This window comes from Nitratireductor sp. WH36-1 (genome assembly GCF_058725515.1).
Genome location: NZ_CM178970.1, coordinates 759,372 through 772,191, shown reverse-complemented (window position 1 = coordinate 772,191; position 12,820 = coordinate 759,372). Strand labels below are relative to the sequence as shown.

Genomic DNA, 12,820 nt, shown 5'->3' with positions numbered 1-12,820 from the left:
CGAAAGAAACGGGCCGAGCGCGAGCCCGGCCCGGTCGTGTTGTCAGCCGCCGTATTTGTAGTCCATCGCACGGGCGTTCATCTGCCCGTTGTCTGCGTAGACCATGTATTCGGCGATGCCTTCGCGGTAACCGAGGAAGCTCTCGACGATGCGCTTGACCAGCTCGTCATCGTCTTCGCGCAGTTCCGCGATCACTTCGCCTGCGGCATTGCCCATGGCGACGATCACGTCATCCGGCAGCTTCTTCACCTGCACGTCCTGCTCTGCCACGAGCTGTTTCAGCGCTGCGGCATGCTTGGTCGTGTATTCGGTCCAGACCGGATTGTAGAGCGATTCACAGGCATAGGCGACGGCCTGCTGCAGATCTTCCGGCAGCGCGTCATAGGCCGCCTTGTTCACCGCACACTCCTCGGCCGAAGACGGCTCGCCGACACCCGGCCAATAGTAGTTCTTGGCTACCTGGTAGAAGCCCAGCGCCGAATCCGTCCACGGACCGATGAACTCACCGGCGTCGATCGTTCCGGACTGCAGGCCCTGGAACATGTCGCCGCCGCCCATGGCCTGAACGGCCATGCCCAGCTTGGCGCACATTTCAGACGCAAGACCCGTGGTGCGGAAGCGCAGGCCCTTCAGATCGTCGACCGAGTTGATCTCGTTGCGGAACCAACCCTGCCACTGCGGACCGGAATTGCCGCAAAGGAACGGCTTCAGCCCGAAACGGCCATACATTTCGTCGTAAAGCGCCTGTCCGCCGCCATGCACGAGCCAGCCCAGCTGCTCGTCAGCGCGCAGACCGAAAGGCTGCGAACCGAACAGCAGAATGCCGCGCGACTTGGAGCCCCAGTAGGAGGGAACCGCGTGGTAGAGTTCGGCCGTGCCTTCCGACACCGCGTCGAACACGCCATTGCCCGGCACAAGCTCGCCGGCAGCGTAAAGCTTCACTTCCAGCCGGCCGCCGGACAGAGCCGTGATTCGGTCGGCAAGCATCTGCGCCGCCACGCCCGGTCCGGGCAGGTTCTTCGGCCAGGCCGTGACCATTTTCCAGGTGATCTTGTCCTGTGCGATGGCCGGAGCCGCTAAGCCCGTCGCCACACCGGCAACACCTGCCGCTTTTAGAAATTGACGCCTTTTCATGGAAAACCCCTCTGAATTGTTCGGTTATTAATTTCCAAGAATCGCCGGCAGCCGCAAGCCCTTTTCCTGCGCCCAGTCGCGCGCAATGTCGTAGCCCGCATCGGCGTGACGCATCACGCCTGTCGCCGGATCGTTCCACAGCACCCGCTCAAGGCGGCGCGCCGCATCTTCCGTGCCATCGGCACAGATCACCATGCCCGAATGCTGCGAGAAGCCCATGCCCACGCCGCCGCCATGATGCAGCGAAACCCAGGTCGCGCCGGAGGCGCAGTTCAGGAGCGCGTTGAGCAGCGGCCAGTCGGAAACGGCATCGGAACCGTCCTTCATGGCCTCGGTTTCACGGTTGGGAGACGCCACCGAGCCCGAATCCAGATGATCGCGCCCGATCACCACCGGAGCCTTCAGCTCGCCCTTCGCAACCATTTCGTTGAAGGCGAGGCCAAGGCGGTGCCGGTCACCCAGACCGACCCAGCAAATGCGCGCCGGCAGGCCCTGGAACGCGATGCGGTCGCGCGCCATGTCGAGCCAGCGATGCAGATGCTCATTGTCGGGCAGAAGCTCCTTCACCTTCTCGTCGGTGCGGTAGATATCTTCCGGATCGCCGGAAAGTGCGGCCCAGCGGAACGGGCCGACGCCGCGGCAGAACAGCGGGCGGATATAGGCCGGCACGAAACCGGGGAAGGCGAAAGCGTTCTCAAAGCCCTCTTCGAGCGCCACCTGGCGAATGTTGTTGCCATAGTCGAGCGTGGGAATGCCCTGGTTCCAGAAGTCGACCATCGCCTCCACATGCTCGCGCATCGAAGCACGGGCCGCTTTCTCCACGGCCTTCGGATCGCTCTCGCGCTTCTCGCGCCACTCGGCCACGGTCCAGCCCTTGGGCAGGTAGCCGTTCACCGGATCATGCGCGGAGGTCTGATCCGTCACCATGTCCGGCTTCACGCCGCGCCGCACCAGCTCGGGCACAATCTCCGCCGCATTGCCCACAAGGCCGACGGACTTCGCCTCGCCCGCCTTCGTCCAGCGGTCGATCATCTCCAGCGCCTCGTCCAGGGTGGTCGCCTTCTCGTCCACGTAGCGGGTGCGCTGGCGGAAATCGATGCGCGTCTCATCGCACTCGATGGCGAGGCAGCAGGCACCGGCCATGACGGCCGCCAGCGGCTGCGCGCCGCCCATGCCGCCAAGCCCTGCGGTCAGGATCCACTTGCCCGTAAGGTCGCCGCCATAATGCTGCCGGCCTGCCTCCACAAAGGTTTCGTACGTGCCCTGCACGATGCCCTGCGAGCCGATATAGATCCACGAGCCGGCCGTCATCTGGCCGTACATCATCAGGCCCTTCTTATCGAGCTCGTTGAAGTGGTCCCAGTTGGCCCAGTGCGGCACCAGGTTGGAATTGGCGATCAGAACGCGCGGCGCATCCTTGTGGGTGCGGAACACGCCCACCGGCTTGCCCGACTGAACGAGCAGCGTCTCGTCTTCATCAAGCGTCTTCAGCGTCGCGGCAATGCGGTCGAAATCGTCCCAGGTGCGGGCCGCCCGGCCAATGCCGCCATAAACGACCAGCTCGTTCGGGTTTTCGGCAACATCGGGATCGAGATTGTTCATCAGCATCCTGAGCGGCGCTTCCGTCATCCAGCCCCTGGCGTTCAGCTCCGTCCCGCGCGGCGCCCTCACCTCGCGAATGTTGTGACGCGGATTGCTCATGGTTCAGTTCCCCTTCAAGGATGGCGCGATCTTTGAAAGACGCGTCAGAATGGCTTTGAGATGCGGTCGCAGGCGCGCCGCTTTTTCTTCGTCATAGTCAAACGGCACGGCCTCGCCCTGAAGATGCGTCGCCTGCGCCAGTTCCATCTGGATGCCATGCACGCCGGTCCCGGGCCGGCCGTAATGCCTGGTCGTCCATCCGCCGACAAAGCGGCCGTTGAGCACGCTGGAAAACCCGTCCGCACCGGCACAGACATCAACCGTCGCCTGCTCGATTTCCCGCGCACAGGTCTCGCCGTGATTGGTCCCGATATTGAAATCGGGAAGCTGCCCTTCGAACAGGAACGGGCAATGCGAGCGGATGGAATGGCAGTCATAGAGGATCGCCACGCCATGCAGCGCCTTCACCCGCGCGATCTCGGCCTCCAGCGCGGCATGATAGGGCGCGTGAAAGGCATCAAGCCGCTCGGCTACATCCTGAGCCGTCGGCTCCTCTCCCTCGCGCCAGATCGGGCGGTTGTCGAAATCCGTCAGCGGCACCAGACCGGTCGTGTTCTGCCCCGGATAAAGGCTCTCGCCGGAAGGGTCGCGATTGGCGTCGATCAGATAGCGGTGAAAGGTCGCCCGCACGGTGGTCACACCATCGAGCAGACCGTCATAGAGCCGATGCACGTGCCAGTCCGTATCGGTCAGAAGCCGGCCCTGTTCATTCAGCCGGGCCTTGACCGCCTCCGGCACAAAAGTGCCCGTGTGCGGCAGCCCCAGAATGACGGGCGAAGAGCCCTGATGCACTTCGACGGGGTTCATGCGCAAATCTCCAGTGTTGGCGTCCGCCCCTCACCCTTACCCTCTCCCCGCAGGCGGGGAGAGGGGGGCGTCAACGTTGCGGCCATCGTCCTTCTCCCCGCGAGCGGGGAGAAGGTGCCGGCAGGCGGATGAGGGGCAGTCGCCACATCCAAAAAAGACACGCTCCCGATCAAGGCTCACTCCTCAACTCAGGCAGAATGTTCTCGGGAATGCTGGCGTTCAGATCGCCGGAGCGCACGAGCGCGATGGCGTTTTCCAGATCGGGTGCCAGATAACGGTCTTCCTCCAGATCCGGCACCGCGTTGCGGATCGCCGCATGGGCCTGCGCAAGCTCCGCACTCGTTTTCAGCGGCGCGCGGAAATCGACGCCCTGCGCCGCCGTCACGGCTTCAATGCCGATAATGCCGAACAGGTTCTCCGTCATCGGAATGAGCCGCCGCGCGCCGTGACAGGCCATCGACACATGGTCTTCCTGATTGGCGGAAGTGGGCGTCGAATCCACGGAGGCCGGATGCGACATCTGCTTGTTTTCCGACATCAGCGCAGCCGAGGTCACTTCGGCAATCATCAGGCCGGAATTCAGGCCCGGCTTCTTCGCCAGAAACGCCGGCAGGCCAAACGACAGCGCCGGGTCGACCAGAAGCGCAATGCGCCGCTGCGCAATTGCGCCGATCTCACAGATGGCGAGCGCAATCTGGTCGGCGGCAAGCGCCACCGGTTCGGCGTGGAAATTGCCGCCCGAAACAACCGTCCCGTCGGAGAGAACCAGCGGATTGTCGGTCACCGCATTGGCTTCGATGGTCAGCGTGCGCGCCGCCTGGCGCAGAAGATCGAGACACGCGCCATCCACCTGCGGCTGGCAGCGGATGCAATAAGGGTCCTGCACCCGCTCATCGCCTTCCAGATGGCTTTCGCGGATCTGCGAGCCTTCAAGCAGCGCCCACAGTGCTGCCGCCGTGTCGATCTGGCCCTGATGGCCGCGAAGCGTGTGAATTTCGGGGTGGAATGGCGCGGAAGAACCCATTGCCGCATCGGTCGACAAGGCCCCGGTGATGAGCGCCGACCGCGCCGCGCGATGCGCCCGGAACAGCCCGGTCAGCGCCAGCGCGGTGGAAACCTGCGTGCCGTTGATCAGCGCCAGCCCTTCCTTGGCCTTCAGCACGACCGCCGTAAGCCCGGCCCTGCGCAGCGCCTCGCCGCCGGAAAGCCGCGCGCCGTCGAAGAAAGCCTCGCCCTCGCCCATCATGGCAGCCGCCATATGCGCGAGCGGCGCGAGGTCGCCGGATGCACCGACCGAGCCCTTTTCCGGGATCACCGGCACGACACCGCGCGCCAGCATCTCCTCGATCAGCTTGACCACCTCCATGCGCACGCCGGATGCGCCACGGCCCAGCGAGAGCAGTTTCAGCGACATGATCAGCCGCACAATGGCTTCGTCAAGCGGCGCGCCAACGCCGCAGCAATGCGAGAGAATGAGGTTGCGCTGCAACGTCTCCACATCCTGCGGCGGGATGCTCACACTGGCGAGCTTTCCAAAGCCGGTGTTGACGCCATAGATCGCTTCATTGCCGCGTGCGATCTGGTCGATGCGCGCAGCAGCCGCCTCAATGCCGGGATAGCAGGCCGGATCAACGCGCACGGCAACGCCATCACGCCAGATACGCTCCAGATCCTGGATCGTGACCGCACCGGGGGTCAGAACAAGCGTCATGCAAAATCTCCTGCAATGCGGCGATGGAGCGGGTTGAAGCCGATGCGATAGGCAAGCTCGGCCGGATGCTCCACATCCCAGATGGCGATCTCGGCGCGCTTGCCTGCCTCGATGGTGCCGATTTCCTCGGCCAGCCCGAGCGCCCGCGCGCCTTCGCGCGTGGCTCCCGCCAGCGCCTCTTCCGGCGTCATGCGGAACAGCGTGCAGGCCATGTTCACGGTCAGAAGGAGCGAGGCAAGCGGCGATGAACCCGGATTGCAGTCGGTCGCGACCGCAATCCGCACGCCATGTTTGCGCAGCGCCGCAAGCGGCGGATACTGCGTCTCGCGCAGCGTGTAAAATGCGCCCGGAAGGAGAACGGCCACCGTTCCGGAAGCGGCCATCGCCGCAACGCCTTCCTCGTCCAGATATTCGAGATGATCCGCCGAAAGCGCGCCATAGGAGGCCGCCATCTTCGCGCCACCCAGATTGGAAAGCTGCTCTGCATGCAGCTTCACCGGCAGGCCGAGTTCGCGCGCCCGGTCGAAGACGCGCGCCATCTGCGCCGGCGAGAAGGCAATGCCCTCGCAGAACCCGTCAACCGCATCGACCAGACCTTCGGCATGGGCAGCATCCATGCCGGGCAGCACCACCGCGTCGATATAGGCGTCTTCACGCCCGCGATATTCGGCAGGAACCGCATGGGCGGCGAGATAGCTCGTCTTGATCCGCACGGGCCGCAGCTCTGCCAGACGGCGCGCGGCGCGCAGCATCTTGAGCTCGTCCTCGACGGTCAGCCCATAGCCGGATTTGACCTCCACCGTCGCAACGCCTTCGGCAAGAAGCGCATCGAGCCGCTTCAGCGCGTCTTCGACCAGCGCATCTTCGTCCAGGCCACGCGTTGCAGAAACGGTCGAAACGATACCGCCGCCGGCCCGCGCCACTTCTTCGTAGCTCGCGCCTTCAAGCCGCATCTCGAATTCCCTGGCGCGATTGCCGCCAAACACCAGATGCGTGTGGCAGTCGATGAGCGCCGGCGTGGCGAGGCGACCGCCGAAATCGGTCCGCTCCCATCCGGAAAAACGCTCCGGCAGGTTGCTCATTGCACCTGCCCAGACAATCATATCACCCTCGATGGCGATGCCCGCATCCTCGACAAGCCCATAGGGCGCGCCGCCTTCGCACATGCTCGCCAAGCGGATACCGCTGATGACACTCTGCTTCATAACAGGAAGATTCCTCCCTACCCACTGCAGGCCTCCCCATACAGGGCATATTGCCTAAGACAGAATTTTTGTCTACGATTATTCTTATATGTATAGACATAATTAAGCCGGGAACAACGCCTCATGCAAGCGATTTTTGCTCAGAATGCACTCACGCCAGGCGGTTGGCAAAAGGACGTGCTTGTGGAGCTCACCAGTGCGGGGCGCATCAAAAGCGTGACGGCCGGGGCCGCGCCCACGGATGACAAGTCGGGGGATGCTAAGACAATACGCGTTCCCGTTCTCCTGCCCGCCATGTCCAACCTGCACAGCCACACGTTTCAGCGCGCCATGGCCGGGCTGGCCGAGCGGCGGGGTCCGGCCGGGCGCGACAGTTTCTGGACATGGCGCGAAATCATGTACCGCTTTCTCGACCTGCTTTCGCCGGAAGACATTGAGGCGGTCGCCGCCTTCGCCTTCATGGAAATGCAGGAGGCGGGCTTTGCCGCCGTCGCGGAGTTCCACTACGTCCACCATCAGCCCGGCGGCGTTGCCTATGACGATGTGGGCGAGCTTTCCGCGCGTATCGCAGGCGCTGCGGACCAGACGGGCATCGGCCTCACCCTCCTTCCCGTTCTTTACCGCCATGGCGGCGTGGACCAGCGACCGCTGCAGGGCGGCCAGCAGCGTTTCGGCAACGATCTGGACCGGTTCCAGAAGCTGCTTTCACGCGCTGAAGCATGCATTGGAAATCTCGCCACCGACGCCCGGCTTGGCGTCGCGCCGCACTCGCTGCGCGCGGTGGGGCTGGATGATCTGCGTGAAGCGCAGACCATGCGTCCCGATGCGCCGCTGCACATGCACATCGCCGAGCAATTGCCGGAGATCGACGAGGTTCTGGCGGCCTATGGCCAGCGTCCGGTTGAATGGCTGCTCGACAATTGCGATGTGGATGCGCGCTGGTGCCTGATCCACTGCACCCACATGACCGACGAGGAGACCGGCAATCTGGCCGACACCGGAGCGGTCGCCGGGCTTTGCCCCGTCACCGAGGCCAATCTGGGCGACGGCATCTTCAACGGGCTTCACTACCGTCAGGCAGGCGGTGCATTTGGCATCGGCTCCGATTCCAACATCCGCATCACCGTTGCCGAAGAGCTGCGCCAGTTCGAATACTCCCAGCGCCTGCGCGACACGGCCCGCGTGGTTCTGGCTGCGCACGGCCAGTCCTGCGGCCGCACGCTTTATGATGCAGCCCTTGCCGGCGGCGCTCAGGCCCTTGGCCGCGATTCCGGCGCGATCCAGCCGGGACACTGGGCCGATCTGGTGGCAATCGATCAGGACGATTTCGCAGGTGCAGCATTCGACGATGGTGTATTAGACGGCTGGCTTTTTACCGGCGACAATGGCGCCGTATCCGAAGTGTGGTCGGCAGGACGCCACTGTGTCCGTCAGGGCCGCCACATCGAACGTGAAACGATCGCCGCACGCTACACGCGCACGATCAGAAAACTGATGGAGTTGCTGTGACCAGCGAACGCGCCTCATTCCGCACCATCCGCGACGAGCTCTCCCGACGCATCGCAGAACGGGTCTGGCTGCCGGGAGCCCTGATCCCCGGCGAAGAAGCCCTGGCGGAGGAGTTCGGGGCGGCGCGCGCGACGGTCAACCGCGCGCTTCAGGAGCTTGCACGCGCCGGCATTCTCGAACGCAAGCGCCGCGCCGGCACCCGCGTCGCCCTTCATCCGGTGCGCGAGGCGCGCTTCGTCATCCCCCGCATCCGGCAGGAGATCGAAGCGCGCGGCTCGGAATATCAGTACCGCTTACTGAGCGCTGACATTACCGATGCACCGGAGGTCATCTGTGCCCGGCTCAGCCTCCTGTCCAGGTCCAACATGATGCATGTGCGCTGCCTGCACCTGGCCGACCGCGTCCCCTACCAGTACGAAGATCGCTGGATCAATCTGAACACGGTTCCCGGTGCCCGCGATGCTGATTTCGCGACCATGGGGCCGAATGAATGGCTCGTCGGCCACGCCCCCTTCTCCAATGCGGAGTTCACCTTCATGGCGGCGGCCGCCAGCCCCGACGAGGCATCCCTGCTGCAGATCCGGGAAGGTGATCCGGTCTTCATCGGCGAACGCATCACATGGATGGCGGGCGAGCCGATCACGCTGGCTCATCTGGTGCATCCCGCATCGCACCGCATGGTGACACATCTGTGAGGCGTCCCGCCCGCGCCTCGACAAGGCGCGGAGAAGACGTTAGGGCAAGCCAGTCTCATCGTTACGGAAAACCGTCATGACCGCGCGCAACACGCTCATCGCCCCCTCCATCCTCGCTTCCGACTTCTCGCGCCTCGGCGACGAGGTCGAAACCGTCGCCAAAGCAGGCGCTGACTGGATCCACCTCGACGTGATGGACGGCCATTTCGTGCCCAACATCACTTTTGGCCCGCCCATCATCAAGGCAATCCGCGACCGCACCGACAAGGTGTTCGACTGCCACCTGATGATCACGCCGGCTGATCCCTTCCTCGCCGCCTTTGCGGATGCGGGCTGCGACATCATCACGGTTCACGCGGAAGCCGGTCCGCACCTGCACCGCTCGCTGCAAACCATTCGCAATCTCGGCAAGAAGGCCGGCGTCTCGCTCAATCCGTCGACGCCCGAAAACGTCATCGAATACGTGCTCGACCAGGTCGACCTCGTGCTTCTGATGACGGTCAATCCGGGCTTTGGCGGCCAGGCTTTCATTCCGTCCGTGGTCGAGAAGGTGCGCCGCGTGAAGGCAATGATCGGCGACCGTCCGATCGACATCGAGATCGATGGCGGCGTGTCGCCCGACACGGCCGGTGAGCTGGTTGCCGCCGGCGCCAATGTGCTGGTCGCCGGCTCCGCCGTCTTCAAGGGCGACGGCGAAGAAGCCTATGCGAAGAACATCGAGGCCATCCGCAAGGCCGCGCAGGGCTGACGCCTACGTCTTTCAAATTCAGCCAACAAAAAAAGCCGCGCGGACATTGTCCAGCGCGGCTTTTCTTTTCTTGTATGCAAAATGCTTCAGAGCGGCTCACCGTTTGATGGAAACGGTGAGCCGCTCTATCTGGTTTTTCCGCATTTATGCGGACGTCAGGTGATGCCACCTGACTGCAAAATGCTTAGCTGCTGCCGCCGTTCAGAACGGTGACCGCGCGGCGGTTCTGCGACCAGCAGGAGATGTCGTCACAGGTCGCGACCGGACGCTCCTTGCCGTAGGAAATCGTGCGGATGCGGTTTGCCGCAACGCCACGGGCAACCAGGAAGTCACGGGCCGAAGCCGCACGGCGTGCGCCGAGCGCGAGGTTGTACTCGCGGGTGCCGCGTTCGTCGGCATGGCCTTCCACGGTGATCGTGTAATTCTGGTACTTGTTCAGCCACTGCGCCTGGCGGGAAAGAACCTGCTGCGCATCGGCGCGGATCGACGACGAGTCGAGGTCGAAGAAAATCCGGTCGCCCACGCTGACGGTGAATTCCTGCTGCGATCCGGGAGGACCGCCCGCACCGCCCAGCCCGATATCGGCTGCACTGTTGGGAACCTGCTTGTTGGCGCAACCGGCCAGAGCAAGAGCCGCTACCAGGGCGATGCTAACCGGGTGTTTGGCGATCGCTGCAATCGACAGCATTGCCACCTCTCCTTCAAATTAGAGAAATTTTGTTCAATGATCAGTAACCACGTTGCCGTTAAGGACCCCTCAAGAAACGCGGTTAACGAAGACTTACCGGTACCAACCAGAACCGTTATTTCGCGCAAACTAGCTTAAAATACGGCGGAAACGCGGCGAATCCGGCAGGAACCGGCCCGCCGCTACTCGAGTAGCGGCGACCATGCAGGATCCGAACCGTAATTCGCGGTCGGGATCTTCTGCTCGTTGCGGCCCGTCAGATCGATGGAATAGAGCTGCGGTCCGGCAGAGCCCGCCGGCTGACGGAAGAACATCACAACGCGGCCATTGGGCGACCAGGTCGGACCTTCCTGCAGGAAGCCGGAGGACAGGATGCGCTCGCCCGAACCATCGGTGCGCATCACGCCAATCTGGAACTCGCCGCGCGTCTGCTTGGTGAAGGCGATCAGATCGCCGCGCGGCGACCAGACCGGCGTCGAATAGCTGCCGTCACCGAACGAGATACGCTTGGGATCGCCGCCGCTCGCGCTCATCACATAGATCTGCGCGCGACCGCCACGGTCGGAGGTGAACACGATCTGCGAACCATCCGGCGAATAGGACGGCGAGGTGTCGATCGCATTGGCCGTCGTCAGGCGCGTCGTGTTGCGGCTGCGCAGGTCCATCGCGAAGATGTTCGAGTTGCCGTCATCGCGCAGAAGGCTCATCACGATCTGCTGACCATTGGGCGAAAAGCGCGGCGCGAACGTCATGCCGGGGAAATTGCCCACCAGCTCACGCTGTCCGGTCTCCAGCTGCAGGAGATAGACCTGTGGCTGACCGCCCTCATAGGACATGTAGGTGATTTCCTGACGCGTCGGCGAGAAGCGCGGCGTCAGAACGATGGCGCGGCCATCGGTCAGGAAACGCTGGTTGGCGCCGTCCTGATCCATGATCGCAAGCCGCTTCACGCGGTTGTTGCGCGGGCCGGACTCGTCCACATACACGATGCGCGTGTCGAAATAACCGCTCTCACCCGTCAGGCGCTGATAGATGGCGTCGGCGATGATGTGCGCCACGCGCCGCCACTTGTCCTTGCTGGTGAAGAACTGCTCGCCAATGAGCTGCTGGCCCGCATAGGTGTCCCACAGGCGGAACTCGGCCTTCAGCCGTCCGTCCGCCGTCTCGGAAACCTTGCCCGTCACCAGCGCCTGCGCGTTGATCACGGTCCAGTCCTGAAAACGCGGGGCCGCATCCGGGTTGGAGATCTTCTCGATGAAGGCCCCCTTCTCGATTGGTGCGAACAGGCCGGACCGCCTCAGATCGGCCTCAACGACGCTGGCAATTTCCGCGCCGGTGCTATCGGCGGAGATGAACTCCGTGATGGCGATCGGCAGCGGCTCGACCACGCCCTTGTTGATGTCGATCTCGACCACTGCCCTTGCCGGCAGCACTGCAACGCCAAGCCCGGCGACAAGCGTCGCGATCAGGAAGGTCGCTCTCAAGATTATCTGCATTTGCTCCTGCCTCTCCCCATTTGGTTAGGCTCAAGCCCCCATCGCCATATGGATGGTGCCCGGGTTAAAACATGTCGCTTGGATCGAAGTGGACGATGACTTCAGACCAGGTGTCGTACTTCGCCGCCGGCAGATTGTAGGGCGCGCACTGGAGGACGGCGCGGCGTGCGGATTCTGCCGCTGCCCGCTCGACCATGGACCCGCTGCCGCCGGAAATGATGCGCGGACTTCCCTCGATATTGCCGCTCGCATCCAGGTTCATCTGGATGGAGACCTTCAGATTGTCGGCCTCGAGCGCGCCGGCCGGCACGTTCCAGCACCGCTGGATCTGACCGCGCAGCGCATCCATCTCGCTCTGCGAAAGCTTCTCGCCAGGCGTGTTGCGGCTGCCACCAAGCGACGCCTGCTCCTGCGAGCGCTTCGCGCCGCCGCCAGAGGCCTTGTCCTTGTTCAGAAGCGCCGCCACCTCGTCGAACAGTTCGTCGGATTTCTCCGACTTCTGCTTGGCCGCGGTCTTCTGCGCCGGCTTTTCGGCATCCTTGCGGTCGGGCGCCTTGGCCGTGCTCGCCTTTGGCGGCTGAGGCCGCGACTGTGGCACCGGCGCGCTGTTGGGCAGGGAAACGCTCTCTGCCTCGGGCGCTTCGGCCACGACCGTCTCTTCAGGCGCGGGGTCCGGCTGCACATCCTGCTTGGGCTGCGGCTCGGGGCGCACCTCCGTCGCCGGCACCGGGGTCGGCTCCGCCTCGGCCTGTTTGGGCTCGGGCTCCGGCTTCGGTTCGGGTTTGGGCGTCGGCTTCGGCGCAGGCGGCGGCTCCGCCGTCTTCTGCACTTCGCGCTTGCTCGGCTCCGGCGTCGGCGGCGTTTTCAGGTCGACATCATTGTCGCCCGTGTTCTGCGCGTTCTCGACCGGATCAGGACGCTTGGTTGGCGTGGGCGCAGGCTTTTCGGAAAGCTCGGCTTTCTTGTCGCCCTCCTGCACCTGCGTCATCGATTCGATGGGAATGATGTCGACGGGCAGGGATTCGACATCCGCCACCTCATAGGCGCGCGGCGCCGACAGCGAAACCAGGCCAAAGCCCAGAAGCGCCGCGTGCATGCCCGCCGATATGACGATACCCGCCTTCAT

11 protein-coding genes are annotated in these 12,820 nt (G+C 63.8%); 3 read left to right on the top strand and 8 right to left on the bottom strand.

All coding sequences use genetic code 11. The features are described 5' to 3' along the window. Positions 1-42: 42 nt before the first annotated feature. From AC4PTT_RS03725 to hutI, 5 genes are all read right to left on the bottom strand, one after another. The gene (locus AC4PTT_RS03725) at positions 43-1,134 is read right to left on the bottom strand and encodes a TRAP transporter substrate-binding protein (RefSeq protein ID WP_113153221.1); all 1,092 of its coding nucleotides are present in this window, start codon (positions 1,132-1,134) and stop codon (positions 43-45) included. 27 nt (positions 1,135-1,161) lie between these two features. Next, a complete protein-coding gene (hutU, locus tag AC4PTT_RS03720; RefSeq protein WP_206546144.1) occupies positions 1,162-2,835 on the bottom strand; it encodes a urocanate hydratase in 1,674 nt (557 codons plus the stop codon). A 3-nt stretch (positions 2,836-2,838) separates the two neighbouring features. Next, a complete protein-coding gene (gene hutG / locus AC4PTT_RS03715; protein WP_206548374.1) occupies positions 2,839-3,642 on the bottom strand; it encodes an N-formylglutamate deformylase in 804 nt (267 codons plus the stop codon). Between the two features lie 169 nt (positions 3,643-3,811). Further along, positions 3,812-5,353, bottom strand: coding sequence for a histidine ammonia-lyase (gene hutH, locus AC4PTT_RS03710; protein WP_317089356.1), 1,542 nt, complete (start codon positions 5,351-5,353; stop codon positions 3,812-3,814). Then, positions 5,350-6,558, bottom strand: a complete 1,209-nt coding sequence (hutI, locus tag AC4PTT_RS03705; protein WP_492162124.1) for an imidazolonepropionase — start codon at positions 6,556-6,558, stop codon at positions 5,350-5,352. Before hutI ends, hutH begins: the two co-directional genes overlap by 4 nt. A 123-nt stretch (positions 6,559-6,681) precedes the next feature. Between hutI and AC4PTT_RS03700 the strand changes: the two genes are divergently transcribed. The 3 genes from AC4PTT_RS03700 to rpe all read left to right on the top strand — a co-directional run bounded on the left by AC4PTT_RS03700 (position 6,682) and on the right by rpe (position 9,510). Further along, positions 6,682-8,067, top strand: coding sequence for a formimidoylglutamate deiminase (locus tag AC4PTT_RS03700; RefSeq protein ID WP_492162123.1), 1,386 nt, complete (start codon positions 6,682-6,684; stop codon positions 8,065-8,067). Beyond that, positions 8,064-8,762 (top strand): histidine utilization transcriptional repressor HutC, encoded by a 699-nt coding sequence (gene hutC / locus AC4PTT_RS03695; protein ID WP_206548378.1) that lies wholly within the window; start codon positions 8,064-8,066, stop codon positions 8,760-8,762. The genes AC4PTT_RS03700 and hutC overlap by 4 nt, the downstream gene beginning before the upstream one ends. A 76-nt stretch (positions 8,763-8,838) precedes the next feature. Further along, on the top strand, positions 8,839-9,510 hold the full coding sequence (gene rpe / locus AC4PTT_RS03690) for a ribulose-phosphate 3-epimerase (RefSeq protein ID WP_206546138.1): 672 nt from the start codon (positions 8,839-8,841) through the stop codon (positions 9,508-9,510). Positions 9,511-9,694: 184 nt separating this feature from the next. Here rpe and pal read toward each other — a convergent pair whose 3' ends face one another. The 3 genes from pal to AC4PTT_RS03675 all read right to left on the bottom strand — a co-directional run bounded on the left by pal (position 9,695) and on the right by AC4PTT_RS03675 (position 12,820). Beyond that, entirely contained in the window at positions 9,695-10,198 is a 504-nt protein-coding gene (gene pal / locus AC4PTT_RS03685) for a peptidoglycan-associated lipoprotein Pal (RefSeq protein ID WP_113153229.1), read from the bottom strand. A 182-nt stretch (positions 10,199-10,380) separates the two neighbouring features. After that, on the bottom strand, positions 10,381-11,694 hold the full coding sequence (gene tolB, locus AC4PTT_RS03680; protein ID WP_492162122.1) for a Tol-Pal system beta propeller repeat protein TolB: 1,314 nt from the start codon (positions 11,692-11,694) through the stop codon (positions 10,381-10,383). Between the two features lie 64 nt (positions 11,695-11,758). Next, complete coding sequence (locus AC4PTT_RS03675) at positions 11,759-12,820, bottom strand: UCP034077 family protein (RefSeq protein ID WP_113153231.1); 1,062 nt, start codon at positions 12,818-12,820, stop codon at positions 11,759-11,761.